This window comes from Methylophaga lonarensis MPL (assembly GCF_000349205.1).
Taxonomy (GTDB): domain Bacteria; phylum Pseudomonadota; class Gammaproteobacteria; order Nitrosococcales; family Methylophagaceae; genus Methylophaga; species Methylophaga lonarensis.
Map to the genome: position 1 here is coordinate 1 of NZ_APHR01000032.1, position 23,235 is coordinate 23,235.

General features: G+C 50.4%; 27 protein-coding genes and 1 pseudogene. 16 read left to right on the forward strand and 12 right to left on the reverse strand.

Annotated elements, in window-relative coordinates:
• Positions 1–62: 62 nt before the first annotated feature.
• The 3 genes from MPL1_RS06285 to orn all read right to left on the reverse strand — a co-directional run bounded on the left by MPL1_RS06285 (position 63) and on the right by orn (position 1,693).
• A complete protein-coding gene (locus MPL1_RS06285) occupies positions 63–902 on the reverse strand; it encodes an exonuclease domain-containing protein (RefSeq protein ID WP_009726285.1) in 840 nt (279 codons plus the stop codon).
• Positions 899–1,054 (reverse strand): DUF2256 domain-containing protein, encoded by a 156-nt coding sequence (locus tag MPL1_RS13425; RefSeq protein ID WP_009726286.1) that lies wholly within the window; start codon positions 1,052–1,054, stop codon positions 899–901. Before MPL1_RS13425 ends, MPL1_RS06285 begins: the two co-directional genes overlap by 4 nt.
• A gap of 75 nt (positions 1,055–1,129) precedes the next feature.
• Positions 1,130–1,693, reverse strand: a complete 564-nt coding sequence (orn, locus tag MPL1_RS06290; protein ID WP_009726287.1) for an oligoribonuclease — start codon at positions 1,691–1,693, stop codon at positions 1,130–1,132.
• A gap of 111 nt (positions 1,694–1,804) precedes the next feature.
• Between orn and MPL1_RS06295 the strand changes: the two genes are divergently transcribed.
• Both MPL1_RS06295 and MPL1_RS06300 read left to right on the forward strand, forming a co-directional pair.
• Positions 1,805–3,049, forward strand: a complete 1,245-nt coding sequence (locus MPL1_RS06295) for a M48 family metallopeptidase (RefSeq protein WP_009726288.1) — start codon at positions 1,805–1,807, stop codon at positions 3,047–3,049.
• A 2-nt stretch (positions 3,050–3,051) separates the two neighbouring features.
• On the forward strand, positions 3,052–3,327 hold the full coding sequence (locus tag MPL1_RS06300) for a c-type cytochrome (protein ID WP_009726289.1): 276 nt from the start codon (positions 3,052–3,054) through the stop codon (positions 3,325–3,327).
• Between the two features lie 45 nt (positions 3,328–3,372).
• Here MPL1_RS06300 and MPL1_RS06305 read toward each other — a convergent pair whose 3' ends face one another.
• Both MPL1_RS06305 and trxB read right to left on the reverse strand, forming a co-directional pair.
• On the reverse strand, positions 3,373–3,819 hold the full coding sequence (locus MPL1_RS06305) for a universal stress protein (RefSeq protein WP_009726290.1): 447 nt from the start codon (positions 3,817–3,819) through the stop codon (positions 3,373–3,375).
• Between the two features lie 53 nt (positions 3,820–3,872).
• Entirely contained in the window at positions 3,873–4,811 is a 939-nt protein-coding gene (gene trxB / locus MPL1_RS06310) for a thioredoxin-disulfide reductase (protein ID WP_009726291.1), read from the reverse strand.
• Positions 4,812–4,944: 133 nt separating this feature from the next.
• Here trxB and MPL1_RS06315 point away from each other — a divergent pair, with 133 nt between their 5' ends.
• The 3 genes from MPL1_RS06315 (at position 4,945) to MPL1_RS06325 (ending at position 9,311) form a co-directional block, all read left to right on the forward strand.
• Entirely contained in the window at positions 4,945–7,242 is a 2,298-nt protein-coding gene (locus tag MPL1_RS06315) for a DNA translocase FtsK (RefSeq protein WP_009726292.1), read from the forward strand.
• A 111-nt stretch (positions 7,243–7,353) separates the two neighbouring features.
• On the forward strand, positions 7,354–7,989 hold the full coding sequence (lolA, locus tag MPL1_RS06320) for an outer membrane lipoprotein chaperone LolA (RefSeq protein WP_009726293.1): 636 nt from the start codon (positions 7,354–7,356) through the stop codon (positions 7,987–7,989).
• A complete protein-coding gene (locus MPL1_RS06325; RefSeq protein WP_009726294.1) occupies positions 7,986–9,311 on the forward strand; it encodes a replication-associated recombination protein A in 1,326 nt (441 codons plus the stop codon). The genes lolA and MPL1_RS06325 overlap by 4 nt, the downstream gene beginning before the upstream one ends.
• On the opposite strand, the gene MPL1_RS06330 is transcribed toward MPL1_RS06325, so the two are convergent.
• The 3 genes from MPL1_RS06330 to MPL1_RS06340 form a co-directional block, all read right to left on the reverse strand.
• The gene (locus MPL1_RS06330; RefSeq protein WP_009726295.1) at positions 9,303–10,070 is read right to left on the reverse strand and encodes a class I SAM-dependent methyltransferase; all 768 of its coding nucleotides are present in this window, start codon (positions 10,068–10,070) and stop codon (positions 9,303–9,305) included. The genes MPL1_RS06325 and MPL1_RS06330 overlap by 9 nt on opposite strands.
• 80 nt (positions 10,071–10,150) lie before the next feature.
• Complete coding sequence (locus MPL1_RS06335; protein WP_009726296.1) at positions 10,151–11,065, reverse strand: YVTN family beta-propeller repeat protein; 915 nt, start codon at positions 11,063–11,065, stop codon at positions 10,151–10,153.
• Positions 11,066–11,071: 6 nt separating this feature from the next.
• The gene (locus MPL1_RS06340) at positions 11,072–11,635 is read right to left on the reverse strand and encodes an SRPBCC family protein (RefSeq protein WP_009726297.1); all 564 of its coding nucleotides are present in this window, start codon (positions 11,633–11,635) and stop codon (positions 11,072–11,074) included.
• 215 nt (positions 11,636–11,850) lie between these two features.
• Here MPL1_RS06340 and MPL1_RS06345 point away from each other — a divergent pair, with 215 nt between their 5' ends.
• The 10 genes and pseudogenes from MPL1_RS06345 (at position 11,851) to hisC (ending at position 19,399) form a co-directional block, all read left to right on the forward strand.
• Positions 11,851–12,654, forward strand: a complete 804-nt coding sequence (locus tag MPL1_RS06345; protein ID WP_009726298.1) for an ABC transporter ATP-binding protein — start codon at positions 11,851–11,853, stop codon at positions 12,652–12,654.
• A complete protein-coding gene (gene mlaE, locus MPL1_RS06350; protein ID WP_009726299.1) occupies positions 12,651–13,433 on the forward strand; it encodes a lipid asymmetry maintenance ABC transporter permease subunit MlaE in 783 nt (260 codons plus the stop codon). Before MPL1_RS06345 ends, mlaE begins: the two co-directional genes overlap by 4 nt.
• Before the next feature lies 1 nt (position 13,434).
• Positions 13,435–13,899, forward strand: a complete 465-nt coding sequence (gene mlaD / locus MPL1_RS06355; RefSeq protein WP_009726300.1) for an outer membrane lipid asymmetry maintenance protein MlaD — start codon at positions 13,435–13,437, stop codon at positions 13,897–13,899.
• Entirely contained in the window at positions 13,899–14,546 is a 648-nt protein-coding gene (locus MPL1_RS06360; protein WP_009726301.1) for an MlaC/ttg2D family ABC transporter substrate-binding protein, read from the forward strand. Before mlaD ends, MPL1_RS06360 begins: the two co-directional genes overlap by 1 nt.
• Positions 14,543–14,863 (forward strand): STAS domain-containing protein, encoded by a 321-nt coding sequence (locus tag MPL1_RS06365; protein WP_009726302.1) that lies wholly within the window; start codon positions 14,543–14,545, stop codon positions 14,861–14,863. The genes MPL1_RS06360 and MPL1_RS06365 overlap by 4 nt, the downstream gene beginning before the upstream one ends.
• 6 nt (positions 14,864–14,869) lie before the next feature.
• The gene (locus MPL1_RS06370) at positions 14,870–15,094 is read left to right on the forward strand and encodes a BolA family protein (protein ID WP_009726303.1); all 225 of its coding nucleotides are present in this window, start codon (positions 14,870–14,872) and stop codon (positions 15,092–15,094) included.
• A 25-nt stretch (positions 15,095–15,119) separates the two neighbouring features.
• Complete coding sequence (gene murA / locus MPL1_RS06375; RefSeq protein ID WP_009726304.1) at positions 15,120–16,394, forward strand: UDP-N-acetylglucosamine 1-carboxyvinyltransferase; 1,275 nt, start codon at positions 15,120–15,122, stop codon at positions 16,392–16,394.
• Between the two features lies 1 nt (position 16,395).
• Positions 16,396–17,034, forward strand: coding sequence for an ATP phosphoribosyltransferase (gene hisG, locus MPL1_RS06380; protein WP_009726305.1), 639 nt, complete (start codon positions 16,396–16,398; stop codon positions 17,032–17,034).
• A pseudogene (hisD, locus tag MPL1_RS06385) lies at positions 17,034–18,334 on the forward strand (histidinol dehydrogenase). Before hisG ends, hisD begins: the two are co-directional and overlap by 1 nt.
• Before the next feature lie 9 nt (positions 18,335–18,343).
• The gene (gene hisC, locus MPL1_RS06390; protein ID WP_009726306.1) at positions 18,344–19,399 is read left to right on the forward strand and encodes a histidinol-phosphate transaminase; all 1,056 of its coding nucleotides are present in this window, start codon (positions 18,344–18,346) and stop codon (positions 19,397–19,399) included.
• Here the strand turns inward: hisC and MPL1_RS06395 are convergent.
• Complete coding sequence (locus MPL1_RS06395; protein WP_009726307.1) at positions 19,396–20,061, reverse strand: DUF4124 domain-containing protein; 666 nt, start codon at positions 20,059–20,061, stop codon at positions 19,396–19,398. The genes hisC and MPL1_RS06395 overlap by 4 nt on opposite strands.
• A 20-nt stretch (positions 20,062–20,081) precedes the next feature.
• Here MPL1_RS06395 and MPL1_RS06400 point away from each other — a divergent pair, with 20 nt between their 5' ends.
• Complete coding sequence (locus MPL1_RS06400; RefSeq protein ID WP_040576938.1) at positions 20,082–20,837, forward strand: sulfite exporter TauE/SafE family protein; 756 nt, start codon at positions 20,082–20,084, stop codon at positions 20,835–20,837.
• Here MPL1_RS06400 and pyrE read toward each other — a convergent pair.
• Genes pyrE through metX form a run of 3 tightly spaced genes read right to left on the reverse strand, consistent with a single transcriptional unit; the run spans position 20,834 to position 23,225 of the window.
• The gene (gene pyrE / locus MPL1_RS06405) at positions 20,834–21,478 is read right to left on the reverse strand and encodes an orotate phosphoribosyltransferase (RefSeq protein WP_009726309.1); all 645 of its coding nucleotides are present in this window, start codon (positions 21,476–21,478) and stop codon (positions 20,834–20,836) included. The two genes, MPL1_RS06400 and pyrE, sit on opposite strands and share 4 nt — an antisense overlap.
• Positions 21,475–22,077 (reverse strand): methionine biosynthesis protein MetW, encoded by a 603-nt coding sequence (gene metW, locus MPL1_RS06410; protein WP_009726310.1) that lies wholly within the window; start codon positions 22,075–22,077, stop codon positions 21,475–21,477. Before metW ends, pyrE begins: the two co-directional genes overlap by 4 nt.
• Positions 22,074–23,225 carry a homoserine O-succinyltransferase MetX gene (gene metX, locus MPL1_RS06415; RefSeq protein ID WP_009726311.1) on the reverse strand — a complete coding sequence of 384 codons (1,152 nt, stop codon included), beginning with the start codon at positions 23,223–23,225 and terminating at the stop codon, positions 22,074–22,076. Before metX ends, metW begins: the two co-directional genes overlap by 4 nt.
• Positions 23,226–23,235 lie beyond the last annotated feature (10 nt).

A 23,235-nucleotide genomic window follows, 5' to 3' on the forward strand; every position in this document is an offset into this window, starting at 1 on the left:
CCTTGGGCATTTCGTGCAGTGTGATGGTCCACAGATATTTGTTTTTGGTTTGCCTGCGGTTGTTAGCGAGGTGTGAGTTGTTTGATTTGCTGGTTTTCCAGTAGCTGGGCACCAAAATCGGAAGGGGTTTCATCAAATTCGATATGACTGAGTTGTCGATATAAATCCATGCCTTTGCGATCGGTAATATCGGTGAAATGGCTGAGTACCCGTTGGCGGATATTGATGGATTTACCGACATAGAGCAGTTGCCCTTCGGCATCATAAAAGCGATAAACACCGGGTGCTTCAGGCAAGTCATCAATGGTGTTGGCATCGAGCTGACTTGGCAGTGATGGGCGACGAAGTTGCTGCTGACAAGCACTGCGAACAGCTTCTGGCGCGCACTGGGTCGAAATGTGTTTCAGCAAAGCCAGAATCACTTCGGTGTCATCCATAGCCCGATGTCGTTCAGCAACCTTGAGCGACAGGCGTTTGATGATGGCATCCAGACTATGTGAGCGGTGCTCTGGAAACAAACTTCGACTGAGTTTGACCGAGCACAGTACCTGCGGCGAGTAGCGAATGCCGATCTGTTTGAAGCTGAGCTTCAAGAAGCTGCTATCGAAGCGTGCATGATGAGCCATCAACACTTTGCCTTGCAGTCTTTGCCAGAGCTCCTCGGCAATGTCTTCAAAGCGGGGCGCGTTGGCGACCATCTGGTTGTCAATGCCAGTGATTCGGGTGATCCAGGGCGGTATAGAGATGCCCGGATTAATAAGCGTTTGCCAGCGGCTGATTTCCTCACCGTTGGCAATTTCTATCAGAGCGATTTCGGTAATGCGATCTCTGCCAGCTTTGCCACCGGTGGTTTCGCAATCAAGCAATATCAGGGATTGCGGCAGTGCGTCGGAGAGCTTCATGTCAGTTTGCTGTCATGGCGGCCACTTGAGCGGCATCGTTTTGAACAGTAGATGACTCTGTCCCAGTCGCGCGCCCATTTTTTGCGCCACAAAAAAGGACGCAGGCAAACGGGGCAGGTTTTTTCCGGGAGCGTTAGCTTGTGATGTGGCATGAGTCAGCGGTATTTAATTACCGCTGCATGCTATGACCTTGCTGTGAAAAGCGTGTGAAATTGATGCGGTTTCGGCTATTCGGCCGTAGCTTCAGGCAGCTTGATCAGGTGCTCTCGATAGTGTTGTAACTCGCGGATAGAATCCTTGATGTCATCCATGGCCAGATGGCTGGATTTTTTCTTGAAAGCTTTTTCCACTTTTGGCGCCCAGCGTCTGGCAAGTTCTTTGAGGCTGCTGACATCAAGGTTGCGGTAGTGAAAGTAGGCTTCAAGTTCAGGCATGCAGCGCGCCATGAAGCGTCGATCCTGACAGATACTGTTGCCACACATCGGTGACACACCGGCAGGCACGTATTTTTTCAGGAATTCCAGCGTCATGGTTTCTGCTTGTTGTTCATTGGTGACACTGTTTCGTACTCGCTCAGTCAGGCCGGATTGTCCATGCTGGCGGGTATTCCAGTCATCCATTCGATCAAGAATGCTGTCTGGTTGATGAATGGCAATAACCGGGCCTTCAGCGAGAATGTTCAACTCACTATCGGTGACTACGGTGGCGATTTCGATAATATAATCGTTGTTGGTATCTAGACCGGTCATCTCCAGGTCGATCCAGATCAGGTTCTTTTTGCTTTTGGCCATGGTCTCCGACTTTATATGACTGAACAATGAGGGCGTGAACTTACTTGCCAGAGATTGTATCAAAGGCTAAGGTGCTCAACATCTTCTGATTCTAACGGGTTTGAACTGAAAATGAATGAATTTACGGTGATTTTTGTCGTTGCCTTGTTGCTGATGACTGGCATCGAGATATGGTTATCACTGCGCCAACGCAGGCATGTGATTGCAAATCGTGATGCGGTACCAGCAGCTTTCAAGGAGCAAATCAGCTTGTCGGCTCACCAGAAAGCGGCAGATTACACAGTAGCCAAAGGCGGTTTTAACCGTAGCGAAAGTCTTTACGGCATGGTGATTTTGCTGTTGTGGACATTAGGCGGTGGACTTGCGCTGCTGGCGGGTTTTTGGGCAAATCTGGGCTGGTCTGAAATGACTACAGGCATTGCCTTGCTGCTGAGTTTCTTCCTGATTGGCTCTTTGCTGGACTTGCCCACCAGTTGGTACAAAACATTTGTTCTTGAAGAAAAGTTTGGCTTCAACCGCAATACTCCGAAGCTGTTTTTCTCGGATATCTTTAAGCAAAGCGCTTTGATGCTGATAATCGGCGCGCCTCTGATCTGGGCGGCATTGTGGTTGATGGGCAGTACCGGTGCTTACTGGTGGTTGTTCCTGTGGGCAGCCTGGATGGGCTTTGCATTGATCATGATGTGGGCCTACCCGGCGTTCATCGCGCCCATGTTTAACAAATTTACGCCACTTGAAGATGCCGAATTGAAACAGCGGGTCGAAAAATTGTTGGCGCGTTGTGGCTTCAAAAGTCAGGGCATCTTTGTCATGGATGGTTCGCGTCGCAGTGGTCACGGCAATGCTTACTTCACTGGCATTGGCAACAACAAGCGCATCGTATTTTTCGATACCTTGCTGAATACACTTAACGAAGATCAAATCGAAGCGGTATTAGCCCATGAGCTTGGGCATTTCCGTCGTAAGCATGTTGTGAAAAACATGATCTTGCTGGCGGTGTTGAGTCTGATTGGTCTGGCGTTGCTCGGTTGGGCTTCGGCACAAAGCTGGTTTTACACCGGTCTTGGTGTTTCAACAGAATCCAATGCAGTAGCCTTGGCGTTGTTCATGCTGGTGATTCCGGTATTCAGTTTCTTCCTGCATCCGCTGCTGACATCGATGTCGCGTAAGTATGAGTATGAGGCAGATGCCTATGCGGCCAGTGTTTCCAATGCTGATGATTTGATTGATGCGCTGGTTGCTTTGTATCAGGAAAATGCCAGCACTCTGACACCGGATCCATTAGTGTCGGCGATTTACGACTCACATCCTCCCGCGGCCATGCGTATTGCACAGCTGCAAACAGGTCGAGCCTGATTATGCGTCTGCTGACCCTGCTGGTCATGCTCTGTGTCAGTCCTTTGGTACTGGCACAGGGCAAGCAGTTGCATGACAGTTCATGTGTGCAGTGTCACTCATCGTTGACCGGTGGTAAGCCGGATTTAATGTACACCAAGGCCGACCGAAAAATCGGCAGTTTTGAAGCATTGGAAAAACGCGTGGGGTATTGTGCAGTGGCCGCCGGAGTCAGCTGGTCTCCAGACCAGGTGCGTGCGGTAACAGATTATTTGAATCGGCAGTTTTATCGTTTCTAAAGCCTCTGTCAGGGCTGTTGAGTCAGTGCCTTTTTAAAAATTGGCTTATGAATTCTGCTTGAGCCGCACCGCCAACACATCACACAGCGCGTGATGCAAGACCGCGTCTGCTGTGGAACCCAATAGTAACTTCCAGCCATGACGACCATGCGAGCCAAGCACAATCAAATCAACTTGTCTCTCATTGGCGATTTTCACAATGTCATGCCGTGGGTTGCCAAACTCGACCCATTGCTGAGCCTCAGAAATATTGAGTTTGTCAGCCAGCGCCGCCACCTGCTTTTTACCAGCCTCTAGCAACATTTCCCGCATTTCACTATCAACGCTGACCATAGGTTCATAGGCAAAATCAGTCAGAGGATAATCTTCGACAATGTGGCAGATGCTGAGCTGCGCGTTGTGTTCTCTGGCAAGCATTGCGGCTTGTTCCAGTACTCGCTCGTTGTGTTCGGAAAAATCTGCGGCGATAAGAATATGCTGATAATGCGCCATGAGGGCCTCCCTGAACAAAAAAGACCGGACAGTGTCCGGTCTTGGTCTTGTGTTTACTTTTGGCTTTCCAGATAGCGTTCCGCATCCAGTGCGGCCATACAGCCAGCACCAGCGGAGGTGATGGCTTGTCGATAAATCGGGTCGGACACATCACCGGCTGCAAACACACCAGGAATACTGGTTTGTTGGCCTTTTTTCAGGATGATGTAGTCATGTTCCATTTCCACTTGCCCTTTAAACATCGAAGTATTGGGTTGGTGTCCAATCGCAATGAATACACCCTGCAGATCAATTTCCTGAGTGGCCTCATCTTTGGTGCTTTTAACACGCACACCAGTGACACCCGCGTCATCACCTAATACTTCGTCGAGTACATGATCCCAGAGAATTTCAACATTGCCTGATTCGGCTTTTTTGAGCAGTTGATTGATCAGGATCTTCTCGGCCCGGAAACTATCACGGCGATGAATGACAGTGACTTTGGAGGCGATATTTGACAGATACAGTGCTTCTTCTACGGCTGTGTTGCCGCCACCAACCACTGCAACAGGCTGATTTTTGTAGAAAAAGCCATCACAGGTGGCGCAGGCTGAAACACCCCGGCCTTTAAAGGCTTCTTCTGACTCCATGCCAAGATATTTGGCAGAGGCGCCGGTCGCAATAATCAGTGCGTCACAGGTGTATTCACCGGCATCGCCAATCAATTTGAAGGGACGCTGAGTCAATTCGGCAGTGTGAATGTGATCGAAGATAATTTCAGTGCCAAACCGTTCAGCATGTTGTTGCATACGCTGCATCAATTCAGGACCTTGCACGCCTTCGGCATCACCTGGCCAGTTGTCAACGTCGGTAGTTGTAGTCAGCTGACCGCCTTGTTCGAGACCTGTGATCAGCACGGGTTCCAGCGCTGCACGAGCAGCGTAAACTGCCGCTGTGTAACCCGCAGGGCCTGAGCCAAGAATCAGTAAACGACAGTGTTTGCTGTCAGCCATGGAAGCTCTCCAAAAAATGAAATTTCAACAGACGGATAAGGTAACTCATAGTCGAAGACCGGGACAAGCATCAAAGTTTAAAAGCTGTGTTAGAATCAGCCGTTAATCTATTGGCTGAATTGGAATTATCAGAGTGGCACAGGCAACACGCGTAAACGACAAAGATAAACGAGAAACGACTGCCGGCGCAGTTGTCTTTCGCCTGCGCGAGGCAGCTTTGATTCTTGCGCTGGCAATCGCTGCGTATCTGCTGCTTTCGCTGCTGAGCTATCAACCGACTGATCCTGCATGGTCTACCACTGGCACAAACGATCTTGTCGCCAATCGAGGTGGAATCGTCGGCGCGTGGATTACCGACATGCTGCTATACGGTTTTGGTTTCCCTGCTTACCTCGCACCGTTAATGGTGGGCTTTAGTGGTTGGCTGTTATTCAGCTGGGGCAAGCGTGCAGACTCTCCGGACGCCTTGCACTTCTGGATACTTAAAGGTTTGGGACTGTTGATGGCCTTGTGTGCAGCCAGTGGCATTTCTGCTTTGAGTTTTGCTGATTATGCCGAATGGCTGCCTTTGGGGGCTGGCGGTGTTTTGGGCGATGTGGTCGGGCATGGCTTTGAAGCCGTGTTTGGCGCGTCCGGCACCAGCTTGCTGCTGTTGGCTCTACTGCTTACCGGGGTGACATTGTTTACTGGACTGTCCTGGTTGATGGTCATTGATCGCCTGGGAGCCTTGGTGATGCGATTGATGATTCTTGCCAATGGCCGACTGCGTCAATTGAACAATCAGGTTCAAGCGCATAAAACCCGCCAACAGCGGGAAGAATCTTTCCGTCAGCAAACCGAAAAATTCCAGCATAAACCGAAGGTCAGAATTGAGCCGGTGATACAGCCCAAGGAAGCCAGCAAACGCGAGGAAAAAGAACGTCAGGTGCCATTGTTTGAAACTGCCGATGTACCGGGACGACCAACACTTTCCTTACTGGACATGCCCAAGGAAACGCAACAGGGCTACAGCGAAGAGGTGTTACAGGCACTGTCTCGACAGGTGGAATTGAAGCTGCGTGATTTTGGTGTTGAAGTACAAGTCGTTGAAGTTCAACCCGGTCCAGTGGTCACCCGATTTGAATTGCAGCCGGCAGCCGGTATAAAAGTCAGCCGAATCAGCGGCCTGGCAAAAGATCTGGCTCGAGCATTGTCTGTCAGCAGTGTCAGGATTGTTGAAGTGATACCTGGCAAGCCGGTCGTTGGGCTGGAAATCCCCAACGAGCATCGCGAAGTGGTGCGCTTGCGTGAAATTCTGGCCTGTGAAGATTATGAGAACAATAAATCGCCGCTGATGTTGGCGCTGGGTAAAGATATCGCTGGTCGTCCAGCGGTTGCCAATCTTGAAAAAATGCCTCATTTGCTGGTTGCCGGTACCACGGGATCGGGTAAGTCAGTGGCCGTGAACGCGATGATTCTGAGCATGCTCTACAAGGCGACGCCTCAGGAAGTTCGCATGATCATGGTCGATCCGAAAATGCTGGAGCTGTCGGTATATGAGGATATTCCGCATTTGCTGGCGCCTGTCGTCACGGATATGAAAGAAGCGGCTAATGCGCTTCGCTGGTGTGTGGCTGAAATGGAACGTCGCTATCCGTTGATGGCGGCACTTGGTGTTCGAAATATTGCCGGCTATAACAAAAAAGTGCAGGAAGCCATCGAGCGTGGTGAACCTATCATCGATCCGATTGCGAAGGTTGAACCGGGCGAACAGCCACCGACACTTAAACCGCTGCCTTTTATTGTAGTGGTCATTGATGAGCTGGCCGATATGATGATGGTGGTCGGCAAGCAGGTTGAAGAATTAATCGCCAGACTGGCGCAAAAAGCCCGTGCCTCCGGCATTCACCTGATCCTGGCAACACAACGTCCATCGGTTGATGTCATTACCGGGCTTATCAAAGCCAACATTCCGACGCGAATGGCTTTTCAGGTGTCATCACGCATCGACTCCAGAACCATTCTGGATCAGATGGGCGCGGAACAGTTGCTGGGGCAGGGCGACATGCTTTATCTGCCGCCGGGTAGCGGCTTGCCTGAGCGCGTGCATGGTGCTTTTGTTGATGATAATGAAGTGCACAAAGTGGTCGATTACCTGAAATCGCAGGCTGCTCCAGACTACATTGAAGAGATTACCCAGGATCCTGCGGGTGAAGATGGCGAGATGATGGTCGGTGATGCCAGTGATGGCGAATCTGATCCACTCTATGACCAGGCAGTTCAGATTGTCACAGAAAGTCGTAGAGCTTCGGTCTCCGGTATTCAGCGACGTTTGAAAATCGGTTACAACCGTGCTGCTCGTATTGTTGAAGCCATGGAAATGGCCGGTGTTGTCTCTGCGATGCAAAGCAACGGCAGTCGCGAAGTACTGGCACCGCCACCGAGAGACTAAAGCGATCTTCAGATGCGACCATACAAGCACTGATGTGCCAAGTCGGAACCGGCACCAAACTGTCAGCTTCGCTGTCAAATTGCTGAAACAAATATTTCCGGAGTGAAAATAATGATACTGCTGCGAACAATCAAACAAGCTTTGCTGGCATTGGTGATCTGGCCTGTCGCTGTCATGGCTGGACCTGCCACAGAACAATTGCATCGCTTTGTTGAAGAAGTCACTACTTTGCAGGCCAATTTTGAGCAGATAGTCGTGGATTCGCAGGGTAATGTTGTTGAGGAAGCCAGCGGCAAATTTTATTTACAGCGTCCTGGTCAATTCCGCTGGGATTACGAACAGCCATTTGCACAGCAGATTGTCGCTGATGGCAAGCGCCTGTGGTTTTATGACATCGACCTTGAGCAGGTCACCGTCAACGCGCAGGAAGATGCCTTATCGGATTCTCCCGCCAGTTTGTTATCAGGTCGATCGGTCCCAGAAGATAACTACAATATTGTCGAAGTCGCCAGCGATGATGGCCTTTATTGGCTGGAGCTGACACCGCTTGAGGCGGATGCCGGTTTTCAGCGTTTGAGCCTTGCTTTCAGTGATGAGGGTTTGCAGCAGATGGTGATGACCGATAGTTTTGACCAGCGAACTTTGCTGGTTTTCAGAGCGATGCAAACCAACCCGAATCTGCCAGCCTCAACGTTCGAGTTTGTGGCACCTGCCGGTGTTGATGTGGTGGGCGAGATTGACGAGTGAGCCTGTTTGATCAGATTGATCCTGCCAGTCGACCACTGGCAGACAGGATGCGTCCCCAACGGCTGGAAGATTACATCGGTCAGCAACATTTGCTGGGAGAAGGCAAACCGCTTAAACAAGCGATTGCTACCGGCCACCCCCATTCGATGATCCTGTGGGGCCCCCCCGGAACCGGTAAAACCACACTGGCAAAATTAATCGCCGGTTATTGTGATGCGGAATTTCTGACAATTTCTGCGGTACTGGCCGGTGTTAAAGAAGTACGCGAAGCTGTGGCTCGTGCACAACAACTGCAAAGGGAACAGGGCAGACGCACCATGCTGTTCGTTGATGAGGTGCATCGTTTTAACAAATCACAGCAGGATGCTTTTTTGCCATTTGTTGAAGATGGCACCTTCACTTTTATTGGTGCGACCACCGAAAACCCATCCTTTGAGCTTAACAATGCCTTGTTATCAAGAGCCCGGGTGTATGTGCTCAAATCGCTGGGTGCTGAGGATTTGCGCTTGATTATCGACCGTGCTTTGACAGAACCCGTCAAAGGCTTGGCCGGCCGTGAAATCGAACTCGCACCAGCGTTACGTGATCAACTGGCGCAAGCTGCCGATGGTGATGGTCGTAGAGTGCTCAATCTGCTTGAGATTGTTGTGGAACTGGCTGCAAGTAAAGGGCAATCCGAAGTCAGTGAAGCAGACTTGATGGAAGTTTTGTCCGGCACGTTGCGTCGTTTTGATAAGGGCGGAGAGGCTTTTTACGACCAGATTTCGGCTTTGCATAAATCTGTTCGCGGATCAGCACCTGACGCAGCGCTATATTGGCTGTGCAGAATGCTGGATGGTGGCTGCGATCCGGTTTATCTGATGCGACGTATCGTCCGAATGGCCGCAGAAGACATTGGCAATGCTGATCCTCGTGCCTTGCGCATTGCACTGGATGCCTGGGAAACCTTTGAAAAACTGGGCACACCGGAAGGTGAGCTTGCCATCGCTCAGGCAATACTCTATCTGGCTGCGGCACCCAAAAGTAATGCCGTTTATGTGGCTTACAAAGCGGCGATGCAGGATGTCAAAACGCATGGCTCGGCAGAAGTACCATTACATTTACGTAATGCGCCAACCAAGCTGATGAAACAGCTGGATTACGGTAAAGCCTATCGCTATGCACATGATGAACCGGATGCGTATGCTGCTGGTGAAAATTACTTTCCCGAGAACATGCCAGCACGCAGCTATTATCAGCCGGTGAATCGTGGTCTGGAAATCAAGATTGCGGAAAAGCTAGCCAAACTTCGTGAGCTGGATGAACAGGCAGGATCATCCTGAAGTAAGCGGCATGTATATGTCGTAGCGAGTGTTTTTGCTACTGACGCTGGCGGTAGGTTTTTGGTTGGCGAGGTAGTCTGCATTTTTTGGCCGTTTGACCACGACGCGTTTAGCGGCATAACGCCTGGCTGTTTCCAGGAGCCTGTCACCGTTGTGGTCCGGGCCTACCAGTTGATGCAGCAGTTGCATCTCTTTTTTGACCAGTGCGGATTTATCCCGAGCTGGATACATTGGATCCAGATACACAACTTCCGGTAATGGCTTAATTGGCATGAGTTCGCAGGCATCGCCGTGCATGAGTTGCATTGCAGCGGCAATATCAGCGGTGTCGGGATCAGCCGCGGCTCGACTCAGTGCATCATCAAGCAGGTGGTATAGCAGGGGATTTTGTTCAATCAGCGTGACCCTGCAGCCGAGTGTCGCCATGACAAAGGCATCTCGACCCAAACCGGCAGTAAAATCGGCTATGTGAGGCTGATAACCTGGCTTGAGTCCGAGGGCTTTTGCCAGCGGTTGACCACGGCCACCACCAAAGCGACGCCGATGTGCCAGCTTGCCAGAGGTAAAATCAATAAACACCGGACCACCGACGGCAGTAAGTCTTAATTCAAGCTGGCTTGGCGTGACAACCAGTTGCAACTGCGCACTGTCCAGCGGCTGCAAGGGTAATTGCAGTTGAGCAGCCAGCTTGGCGGCGCTTGCAGCACAGCCTTCATTAGTAAAGCTGATACTGCAAGGTGGCTGGTGATGCTCGCTCAACAGTGTGACAACTCAGTGCGTGATGAAGCGACCAAAAGCCCGGCTGCCTTCGCCGGTTTCAATGGTTTCGATAACCTCATTCAATTCGGTATCAATGATCGAAACCGTACCATCTGCCAGTTTGCCACGTAGATATGTCGACCATCGGCTGTCACATCAATGCCTTCTGGGGTCGCACCCACATAGATTTCATCAATCACTTGTCGATTGGTTAAGTCGATCACTGAAATACTGTCGTCGTATTGATTGGTGACATAAAGCCGAGTGTCATCAGGTGAGACGACCGCGCAATATGGCCATTCCCCCACCTCAAACTGATCGATGATGCTGGCGGTTTGGGTGTCAATCATACTGATGCTGTTGTCCTGCACATTGACACTGAACAACCATTGTCCATCGTTACTCAACGCAAGACCAAAAGGTGCGTTGCCTGTGCTGAGTGTGTGCAGCACCTGATGATTCTGCTGATCAATAATCGACAGGCTGTTGTCATCGCGATTGGCTACATAGATGCGTTTAGCCTGATTGTCTACCACGACGCCTGCGGGTGATTCACCTACTCTGATTTCATGACTGATGCTGCCGGAGTGACTGTCGATGACACTGACGATATGTTGATACCAGTCGGAAACATAGACCTCGCTGCCATCATGGTTACTGGCAATGCCGACCGGCCCGGCGCCAACGGGAATATGACGTTTTAATTCAAGATCGTCGGTGCTGATCACCGAAATATCTTGACTGTCGGGGTTGCTGATGAAAAGCCACTGGCCATCGCCACTCAGGGCAATACCGGCCGGACTGCTGCCAGCTTCGATAGTTTTGACCACTTGCCGTTGTTCGAGGTCGATAATGCTGACGTTGTTGGCTAGTTGATTGGTGATAAAGGCGTAACCGCTTTTCTGTTCAGTTTCGGAACTACAGGCTGTCAGAATCGTCAGCAAAGGCAGAAAAAAAGCGGCCCTGATGAGGGCCGCGATTTTGAACTTGTACATGATGGCTTATTTTTCCAGAGCCGCTTTCAGACCTTCCAGGCCTTTTGCGTAGAATGCGGAAACAGCTTCAACTGCTTCACGATCACTTTGGCCTTCTGGAACTGGCGGATTGTTCATGAATGAACGGTAGAACGCGCCTCTCCACTGAACTTCAGCTTTTCCACCAACTTCTTTGACGCTCAACCAGCTGCTATATGTAGATACAGGTAGCGTGTAGTATGGCGTTTCAACGCTGTTGAACTCGATGGTTTTGATAACACTCATCTCATTGATACGGGTACGAATGGTTTTTTTATCTTCTTCAACCCGAGTCAGTGATTCAGTGATGGTTGGGCTGCCGTCTCTGGTCAGGGTGATAATGCGGGTTTCGTCACCTTGCATTTCAGTACTGGCAACTTCTGGATGCCATTTGTGAATGCCGCCGAAATCCTGAATAACTTCCCATACTTTGTCGACAGGGGCGTTGATGGTGATGGTTTCGCTGGTGGTTTGTCTGGTAGGGCCATGAGCGACAGAGATCATGGGTAAGGCGACCAGAGCTGCAACAGCAAACTGCAAAAACTTCTTCATTTATTTCTCTCCATTTTTGTAGGGTTCGATATGGACATTACAGAGATGACTCTGAACATAAACTGAACAGAAATCGACCTGAATCTGTGCCTATCGCCAGAAGCTGGATTGCACACTCTAGCGGATGCGTTGGAGATTTTCCACCGTCAGATTTGACTTGCAAGAGTGAATTCACCAAAATTGTTAACCTTTTATACTCAGGTCTGGAGAATACAGTGCCGCTGATTAAAATCAGGGACTTGCATTTCTATCGTGGTGACAGGGCTATCTTCGACGGTGTTGATATCGATATCGACCGTGGCAAGGTCACAGCCATCATGGGGCCTAGTGGTACAGGTAAGACCACATTGCTGCGATTGATCGGAGGGCAGCTTCGTCCTGATCAAGGATACATCGAAATCGATGGTCAAAACGTCCACAAATTGTCACGCTCCAAGCTCTACGAATTGCGCAAACGAATGGGTATGCTGTTTCAAAGTGGCGCATTGCTGACAGATCTTAATGTTTTCGACAATGTCGCTTTTCCACTGCGAGAACACACCAAATTGCCAGAGCCCTTGATTCGTGATCTGGTACTGATGAAACTGCAGGCTGTCGGTCTGCGAAATGCCAGAAAGCTGTCGCCTAGCGAGTTGTCTGGCGGTATGGCGCGACGCGTCGCTTTGGCGAGAGCAGTCGCTCTGGACCCGATGATGATTATGTACGACGAGCCATTCACCGGGCAGGATCCAATCTCCATGGGTACCTTGGTCAATCTGATTCGTCGCATCAACGATGCAATGGGCTTGACCAGCATTGTGGTGTCTCATGATGTGGCTGAAGCATCGCAAATCGCAGATGAGATTTATCTGCTGTCTGGTGGCAAAGTGATCGAAAAAGGTTCGCCTGAGGAACTCAAGAATTCCTCTTCGCAGTGGGTCAGACAGTTCATGGATGGCTTGCCAGATGGTCCTGTGCCATTTCACTACCCGGGGTCAGAGTTTGACGCCGATCTTTTGCAATCGGAGCATGAGTCGTGATTGGTTTTATTCGCAGCCTCGGCCGTTGGGGACTCGGAACGCTTGAGCGTCTGGGACGTGGTCATCTTTTCCTTATGCACACACTTGCTGGACTGCCAGGCTTGTTTTTGAGACCTGCGCTGGTCATTCAGCAGCTGTTTTCAGTGGGTGTATTGTCGGTGCTGATTGTGCTGATTTCAGGCTTGTTTGTCGGCATGGTATTGGGTCTGCAAGGCTACAACACGCTGGTTGATTTTGGTGCCGAAGAATCTCTGGGTGTGCTGGTTTCGCTGTCACTGGTCCGCGAGCTCGGGCCCGTCGTAACCGCGCTGCTGTTTGCGGGTCGCGCGGGTTCTGCACTGACCGCAGAAGTAGGGCTGATGAAAAGCACCGAACAGTTATCAGGTATGGAAATGATGGCTGTTGACCCGGTAAGACGGGTGATTGCACCCCGTTTTCTTGCCGGCTTTATTTCGATGCCGTTGCTGGCCGCTATGTTCAGTGCCATCGGTGTTATCGGTGCATTTATTGTGGGACATGGTCTGTTGGGCGTTGATGATGGCGCTTTCTGGTCGCAAATGCAGACCAAAACAGATTGGTATGGCGACGTGATGAACGGCGTCATCAAGAGTATTGTCTTTGGTTTTGTGGTGACTTGGATTGCCCTTTACGAAGGGTATGACGCTACCCCCACTTCTGAAGGGGTAGGGCGAGCAACAACACGCACGGTAGTCCATTCTGCCTTTGCGATTTTGGGGCTGGATTTTGTACTGACCGCGTTGATGTTTGGAGATATTTAAGATGTTACAGAAGAAAAGTACCGAAATATTGGTCGGTTTGTTTGTTGCTCTGGGCATTGGTGCGTTATTCATGCTGGCAATGAAAGTCAGCAACCTCGCAGATTTTTCTGATGAGCGTGGTTATCAGATAACGGCGCAATTTCAGAATACTGGTGGTCTCAAAGTAAGATCACCGGTGACAATGGCCGGTGTGCGTGTTGGTCGGGTGGCAGCGATTGAGCTGGATCCCATCAGCTATAACGCAAAAGTCACCATTAACATGCATCCGCAGTTCGATAATATCCCGGCAGATACATCTGCCAGTATCTTCACTGCGGGTCTGTTAGGTGAGCAATATATCAGCCTGGATGCCGGTGCTGATGACTTTTACCTCCAGGATGGGGATGAATTAATGTTGACCCAATCAGCCTTGGTGCTTGAGCAGGTGATTGGTCAATTCCTATACAGTGTGGCGGAAGGTAACTAATGATGAATACATCGATATCAAACAGTTTCAAGTGGCTGCTGGCTGCCCTTGTAATGCTGTCCATGAGCATTTTTGCGTCTGTTTCGCAGGCATCTGATGATCTGGTAGAGCCTCAGCTTATTGTCAAAACAGCTTCCGAAAAGGTTCTGGCGGTGCTTCTCGACAGACGAGAGGAGCTGGCAAAGGACCATCAGCAGATTTACGATTTAGTTGAGGAAGTCGTTCTACCTCATTTCGATTTTGCCAGAATGTCCCGTCTGGCACTGGGGCGTAACTGGAATGAAGCCAGCCCAGAACAGCGTGAACAGTTTGTCGAAGAATTCCGTTTGCTGTTGGTGCGTACTTACGCCACGGCAATGCTGGAATACACCGACGAAGAGCTGCGCTTTTTGCCATTTCGTGATGATCTGGACAGTGGTCGTGTCAATGTGCCTATGCAAGTCATCCAGTCCAGCCGCCCTCCCGTCTCAGTTAATCTGGCGCTCTATAAGAATAAAGATGGAGAGTGGAAGGTTTATGATGTGCGTATTGAAGGCATCAGCCTGGTTACCAACTACCGTTCTACCTTCGCCAATGAAATTCGCAATGGCGGTATAGAAGCCCTGATTCAGAGCCTGTCTGAGCGTAACGAGCGAATCAGATCATGAAGTCAGCAGTGACTGAAGCCTATAGCTTGAACTTTGATCCGCAGACCAAGGTGCTGAGCATCGGCGGTGAAATGGTGATGGATACGGTGCCGCCCATGCTCAAACAGGCAAAACAACTGCTCAACGACGCTGACAAAATCGAAGTCGATCTGCAGCAGGTGACTCGAAGCGATAGCTCGGGGCTGGCTTTGCTGATCGATCTGATGCGCCATGCTAATGGCAGTGTGAAAGAAGTCTGTTTTCGCAACATGCCCAAACAGATGCTGGCGATCGCTAATGCCAGCGGGCTTGAAGAGTTTCTCCCACTGGGTGACTAAGCAACAATGAACGCAACAGAAATCAAGAACATGATCCAGGCAGGACTGCCTGATGCACAAGTCGAAGTATTGGGTGATGATGGCCAACATTTTGAGGCTAGAGTTGTCAGTGCCTCATTTGCCGGAAAATCACTGGTTCAGCAGCATCAAATGGTTCAGGCAACACTTGGCGACAGCTTTACCAGTGGCGTACTACACGCACTGGCTCTTAAAACATCTGCGCCGCGCTAGGCTGCAGCATCACTGAATACACTACATGGATAAACTTTTAATTAAAGGCGGTGTTGCACTGGATGGAGAAATACGCATCTCTGGTGCAAAGAATGCTGCATTGCCGATTTTGATGGGTGCATTACTTGCTGACTCGCCGGTACGCATCAGCAATGTGCCTCATCTGCATGACATCACCACCACACTTGAATTGCTTGGCAGAATGGGGGTTTCACTGACGGTTGATGAGCGTTCTGGAGTGGAAATTGACCCGACAACGCTGACCGTCACGGAAGCGCCGTATGACCTGGTTAAAACCATGCGTGCTTCCATTCTGGTGCTTGGACCACTACTGGCCAAATATGGCAAGGCTGATGTCTCGCTGCCCGGTGGTTGTGCCATTGGTTCTCGTCCGGTTGACCTGCATTTGCGTGGATTAACGCAAATGGGGGCCGATATCAAGGTTGAGAATGGCTATATCAGAGCCACTGCACCAAATGGCCTTAAAGGTGCTCACCTTTTCATGGATCAGGTGACGGTGACGGGTACAGAAAATCTCATGATGGCGGCAACGCTGGCAAAAGGCACTACCATTATTGAAAACGCTGCACGCGAACCTGAAGTCGTCGATCTCGCTGATTACCTGAATCGAATGGGCGCAAAAATCAGCGGAGCAGGCACTGCCACAATTGAGATTGAAGGCGTTGAGCGACTCTCAGGTGCCCATTACAAGATTTTGCCGGACAGAATCGAAACCGGCACCTACCTAGTTGCTGCCGCGATTACCCGCGGTAGGGTAAAGTTGAAAAATACTGATGCCAACTTGCTGGAAGCGGTTTTACTTAAACTGGAAGAAGCAGGCGCAAAAATAGAAGTTGGTGATGACTGGATCAGCCTGGATATGGAAGGTCGTCGTCCGAAGGCCGTCAATATTCGTACCGCACCCTATCCCGCATTTCCGACAGATATGCAGGCACAATTTACCGCACTCAACAGTGTCGCTGAAGGACAAGCAACTATTGTTGAGACGGTGTTTGAAAACCGGTTCATGCACATTCAGGAAATGCAGCGAATGGGCGCCAAGCTTCAGATTGAAGGTAACACCGTAGTCTGCCAGGGCCAACAGCAGCTCACGGCGGCCCCGGTCATGGCAACCGATCTGCGCGCTTCAGCCTGCCTGGTGCTGGCAGCGCTGGTTGCCGAAGGTGAAACAGATGTTGAACGCATCTACCACATCGACCGTGGCTACGAGTGTATTGAGGAAAAACTTCAACAGCTGGGGGCCAGAATTCGTCGAGTGCCCAACGCAATGAGAGCATGATATGCCTGATACATTGACGCTGGCCCTGTCCAAGGGGCGTATCTTTCAGGAAACATTGCCTTTGCTCAAGGCTGCCGGGATCGAACCGCTTGAAGATCCTGAAACCAGTCGTAAGCTGATCCTGTCTACTAACCAGCCTAATGTTCGTTTGATCATTGTTCGCGCTTCAGATGTACCTGCCTACGTAGAATACGGTGGCGCAGACCTCGGGGTGGCAGGTAAAGATGTATTGATGGAACACCCACAGGCAGAACTTTACGAGCCTGTTGACCTCAAAATCGCTTGTTGCAAATTGATGACTGCGGGCAAACCAGGCACCGAAGTTGTGAATCGTCGTCTGCGGGTGGCCACCAAGTTTGTTGAAAGTACCCGGCGTTTTTATGCTGAAAAAGGCGAACAGGTAGAAATCATCAAGCTTTATGGCTCGATGGAATTGGCGCCATTGGTCGGTTTGGCCGATCGCATTGTTGATGTGGTCGACACAGGAAACACACTGCGTGCCAATGGCCTTGAGCCAATGGAGCATATTGCGGATATCAGCTCGCGACTGGTGGTCAATAAGGCTTCTATGAAAATGAAACACGCAACCATCCAGACATTTATTGAACAAATCCGCACGGCGGTAAGAGAAAGAAACTGATGACTGATGTAAGACAGCTAAAAACAGCAGACACTGACTTTTGGCCACAACTGGAAGCATTGTTGGCCTGGGAAGGCGTGTCCGACGAAAAAGTAACCACGACAGTCAAACAAATTCTGGCAGATGTAAACAGCGTGGTGATGATGCCGTGTTGGAATACAGCCGTCGTTTTGACCGTGTGACGGCCACCACCATGGCCGAACTGGAAATTCCGTTGAATCGGGCTCATGCCTCACTGGGCAACTTGCCTGCTGATCAAAGACAAGCCTTGGAAACTTCGGCAGAACGGATTCGTCGTTACCATCAGCATCAAAAACAGGAGTCATGGGCGTATACGGAAGCCGATGGCACAGTCTTGGGTCAACAGGTGACTGCTCTGTCAAAAGCCGGCTTGTATGTGCCTGGCGGTAAAGCTGCCTATCCTTCGTCTGTACTGATGAATGCCATTCCAGCCAAGGTTGCCGGTGTTGAACAGTTGATCATGGTGGTGCCAACGCCGGATGGTGAAGTCAATGAGCTGGTGCTGGCTGCTGCTGCGGTAGCCGGGGTTGATCGTATTTTTGCCATTGGTGGTGCTCAGGCGGTTGCGGCGCTGGCTTACGGCACAGAGACCATTCCGCAAGTCGACAAAATTGTCGGGCCAGGCAATATTTACGTTGCCACCGCCAAGGGCATGGTATTTGGTACGGTCGGCATTGATATGATTGCCGGGCCTTCAGAGATTTTGGTGATTTGTGATGGCAAAACGGATCCAGACTGGATCGCCATGGATTTGTTCTCACAGGCAGAGCATGACGAAGATGCGCAATCAATTCTGCTGTCACCAGATGCGGACTTCCTGAAACAGGTCAAAGCCTCAATCGAGAAGCTGCTGCCGACCATGGAACGTGCAGCAATGATCGAAACATCATTGAATAATCGTGGCGCATTGATTCATGTGCGTGATATGGAAGAGGCCATAGAGGTTTGTAACTTTATCGCTCCGGAGCATCTTGAGTTATCCGTTGATGAGCCGATGGCCATGGCCAAGAAAATTCACCATGCCGGTGCAATTTTTATGGGTCGATACACCCCTGAAGCGATTGGCGACTATTGCGCGGGACCCAACCATGTCTTGCCGACATCGCGAACTGCGAGATTCAGTTCACCTCTGGGCGTATATGACTTCCAGAAGCGCTCCAGCCTGATTCAGGTGTCTGAACAAGGTGTGCAGCAGCTGGGTAGAATTGCTTCTGTAATGGCGCGTGGTGAGTCATTGACGGCACACGCACGCTCTGCTGAATATCGTCTTAAGGACTAGGTCAAGGCTATGAGCCGTTTTTGGAGTCGTATCGTTCATCAACTCGACCCTTATGTTCCTGGGGAACAACCGCGCGGCAGTAATCTGGTCAAGTTGAATACCAATGAAAATCCTTACGGACCATCGCCAAAGGTACTGGAAGCGATTCGACTTGGCGTCAGTGACCGGTTGCGACTTTATCCGGATCCGGCTTCACAGACATTAAAACAGGCGATTGCTGATTATCATGGCATTCTGCCTGAACAGGTTTTTGTTGGTAATGGTTCAGACGAAGTGCTGGCGCATGTGTTTCACGGGCTTTTAAAGCACGACTCACCGATATTATTTCCGGACATTACCTACAGCTTTTATCCGGTCTATTGTCAGCTTTACCAGATCGATTATCGTAGTGTTCCGCTGACCGATGATTTCAGGATTGATGTCGCTGATTATGCACAAACCAACGGCGGCATTATCTTTCCAAATCCCAATGCGCCCACCGGCTGCCTATTGTCGCTGGAAGCGATTGAAACACTGCTGAACACCCACAAAGACAGTGTGGTGGTGGTTGATGAAGCTTATATAGACTTTGGTGGTGAGTCGGCAATAGCACTCATTGACCAGTATCCGAATTTGCTGGTGACACAAACCTTGTCAAAGTCACGCTCGCTGGCAGGTATGCGAATTGGCTTTGCTGCGGGCCATCCCGATCTCATTGAAGCATTGATTCGAGTCAAAGACAGTTTTAATTCTTATCCACTGGATATGCTGGCCTCAGCTGCCGGTGTGGCAGCATACGAAGACAAGGCCTACTTTGAACAGACATGTCAGAAAGTCATTCACAGCCGTGAAAAGTTAACGACTGGTCTCACAGAAATGGGCTTTGAAGTTCTGCCATCAGCGGCAAACTTTGTATTTGCACGTCACCCAAGTCACGACGCACAGTCACTGGCATCAGCGCTCAGGGCAGAAGGTGTGATTGTCAGGCATTTTAAAAAGCCCCGGATTGATCAATTCCTGCGTATCACCGTGGGCACAGAGTCAGAAAACCAGCTGTTGTTGAGTGTTCTCGATACGCTGGTTTAATTGTCGTTTCGAATAGCCAGTAGCTCCAACAGTCTCAGCCGTTCCGTTTCATATTGCAGCTCAAGCTGCTCGAGCTCGTTTTGTTGATTGGCGATGGTCACCTGGTTGTGGTTGATTTCCTGTTCCAGCGCTGATATTCGCCTTTTCAGGTTGTCACTGACCGGACGGCCACTGAGTTCGGATTCAGCAGCCAGGCGTTGTTGTTCTCGTAATTGGTTTTCCAGTTTTGGAAGTGTCGCCTGAAGCCGTTCGATGCGTTGTTGTCTGTGTTGCAGATCCGTATCTCTGACCGAGATCAGTTCAGCTTCTGACTGGTAGGTACTTAACAGGTTTCGATCATAAATTCGCTGGAGTCGACGCGCTTCAGCGGCTTCTCTTGCGGATAATTCTGCCTCGGCTCGCTGTGCTGCTGCCTCTCGTTCAAGACGCTGTTGCTCTGCCCGTTCGGCTTCAGTGAGCACCGGCGGCACACGCTCAATCAAACGCATGGTGTTTTCATCAAGGATGTCGTAGCCTTTTGGCGCAATATGGGGTGGTAGACTGCGACTCAGCGTGGTTGTGCCATCCTCGTCGATAAATCGATATAGTGGAGCAGCGGTCACAGACAAGCTAAATAGACTCAGGGCTGTGATCAAAGAGAGGATGCGAAGTGAGCTGTTCATCAATAGAAGAGATCTGTTAGTTGAGTGTTATAGACCAATTTATCCTGTTTTTAATTTCTTTGATAGCCAATACCTTTTCGGCATTCAGCGGAGGAGGGGCAGGACTCATCCAGTTCCCGCTATTGATATTTCTGGGTTTAAGTTTTTCGGTGGCGCTGGCGACCCATAAAGTCGCCAGTGTTGCGCTGGGTTTGGGCGCTGCGATTCGCTATTGGCGCTCCAGTCGGCTTGAACGCGAGTTTGTACTGCTATTGCTGTTTGCTGGTTTACCGGGTGTGGTATTGGGTGGGCTGCTGATTTTGCATGTGCCTGACCGTGCCGCTGAGATTTCACTGGGCTTGTTGACCGGTAGCCTTGGCATTTATTCGATATTCAAACCGCAACTTGGTCAGCAATACCAACCTAAAAACCGGCAGCGTAAACAGTTTCTTCAGGGTGGTACTGTCCTATTCCTGCTGGGTGTTATCAATGGTTCGCTGACTTCTGGAAGTGGCTTGTTTGTGACAATCTGGCTGATCTTGTGGTTTGGTATGGATTATCAGCGTGCGGTTGCCTACACGCTGATTATGGTGGGCTTATTCTGGAATGGAACGGGCGCGATTACGCTGGGGATGCTGGCTGAAATCCGTTGGGATTGGCTGCCTGCGTTGCTGGCAGGTTCACTTTTGGGCGGTTATCTGGGCTCACATCTGGCTATCAAGCATGGCAATCGCTGGATTAAACGTGCTTTTGAGGTGATTACCTTGTTGATTGCGATCAAATTAATCGCGGGTTAGACGCCGTATTCTGCTCGGTAAGCTTTAACGGCTGGCAGCGTTTCAACCGGCAAACTTGAGTCCTCAGCCAGATAGCGCAGCAGATCATCAAGGTTGATAATGCTAATCACCGGAATCCCATGTTGTTGTTCAACTTCCTGTATTGCTGACATTTGTCCTTTGCCACGCTCTTGGCGATCCAGAGCGATGACCACCCCAGCAGGCTCAGCACCTGCTGCGCGAATGATCTCCACAGACTCCCGGACGGAGGTTCCCGCCGAAATCACATCGTCGATAATCAATACTTTGCCGTTGAGTGGTGCACCGACCAACTGTCCGCCCTCACCGTGATCTTTGGCTTCTTTGCGATTAAATACATAGGGCACATCACGCTGATGATGATCCGCCAAGGCGACGGCGGTAGTTGAGGCAAGCGGAATGCCTTTGTAGGCCGGACCAAACAGCACATCAAAGGCAATGCCTGATTCAACAATGGTTTGTGCGTAGAAGCGTCCAAGGCGAGCCAGGCTGGCACCACTGTTGAACAAGCCACTATTAAAGAAATATGGACTGATACGACCTGATTTAAGCGTGAACTGACCGAAACGCAATACGCCAGTGGAGAGTGCAAAGTCGATAAATTGCTGTTGGTAGGCTTTCATGAATTCTGCTTTTGAATGTGATAGACGGCAATCTGTCCAAACAGATTAGGTAATAATCTTATGCCCAGCGTGTCCTTATGGGCATGATTGACGATGCTGCGATTGATGATTTCCAGATGCTTGTCAGCACACATTTTTTCGAAGTCAGCAATGGTACACAGGTGAATGTTGGGCGTGTCGTACCAGGCATTGGGCAGGCTTTTCGAGACAGGCATTTTGCCATTAATGCTCAATTGCCAGCGGCATAGCCAGTGACCAAAATTGGGAAAGCCGATGATGCCTTGTTTGCCGACACGCATGATTTCATCCAGCAAAAAGTCCGGTCTGGCCATTGCCTGAAGCGTTTGCGACAGAATGACAAAATCAAAACTCTGATCGGCAAATAACGGTAGACCCTCATCCAGATCGGCTTGAATGACATTGACACCCGAAGCGATACACTCAGCAAAGTTGCCATTATCGATTTCCAGTCCATAGCCACTAATACCTCGCTGCTGCAGGTGTTTGAGCAGCGTGCCGTTGCCACAGCCCAGATCCAGTACCCGAGCACCATCGGGGATCCAGTCGCTGATAATTTGCAAATCTATCCGCAGACTCATGCTGAAGGCACCTCAGAAGCGATTTTTTTCATGTAACTGCCAAAAATTTCCATATAGCGCGTGATGGGCATCAGGAACGCATCATGCCCCTGATTGGCTTCTATTTCTGCGTAAGTCACATGTTTGCCGGCTTTAATCATGGCATTGACGATTTCTACCGAACGCAGCGGTGAAAACCGCCAGTCGCTGGTAAAGGAAATCACCAGACTGCGTGCCTGAATCGAAGCGACTGTGGCAGTCAGGTCATCATTGAAATCACGTGCAGGGTCGAAATAATCAAGGGCTTTGGTCATTAAAAGATATGTATTGGCATCAAAGCGACCGACAAAACTGGAGCTTTGATAGCGCAGATAACTTTCGATTTGAAATTCGACATCGTAACCATATTGCAGTGCGCCACTGCGCAATTCACGACCAAATTTCTGGCCCATGGCTTCGTCAGACAGATAGGTGATGTGACCCAACATGCGAGCCAGGCCAAGGCCTTGTGCCGGGATGGTGTTGTGCTCCGCATAGTGACCCTCATGAAAGTCAGGATCAGATTTGATGGCGGTACGGGCAACCTCATTAAAGGCTATATTTTGTGCAGACAATTTAGGCGCGGCGGCAATAATCAACACATGGCGCAGTCGATCCGGCAGGCTGATAGCCCATTGTAATGCTTGCATGCCACCAAGACTGCCACCCACTACCGCAGCCCATTGTTGTATGCCGAGGTGATCAGCCAATACGGCCTGACTGCGCACCCAATCTGCAACCGTGACAATCGGGAAATCAGGACCATACAGGCGTCCCGTTTCAGGGTTGATGGTATTGGGGCCGGTCGACCCCTTACAGCCACCCAGATTGTTCGGGCAGACAACAAAAAAATGATTGGTATCTATCGGCTTTCCGGGTCCTATCGCACTGTCCCACCAGCCAGGTTTGCGATCCTGCATGCTGTGATAACCCGCAGCATGGTGATCACCAGATAGCGCATGACAGATCAGTATCGCGTTGCTTTTCTCCTGGTTGAGCGTGCCGTAGGTTTCGTAGATCAGATGATAGTTGTTGAGTGTGCGCCCACAGTCTAGCTGCAGTGGTTTGTCCACATGCAGTGTGGCGGGTGATACCAGGCCGACCGAGTCGGCTGGCAATGTGTCCGGCATGGTGTTCTAT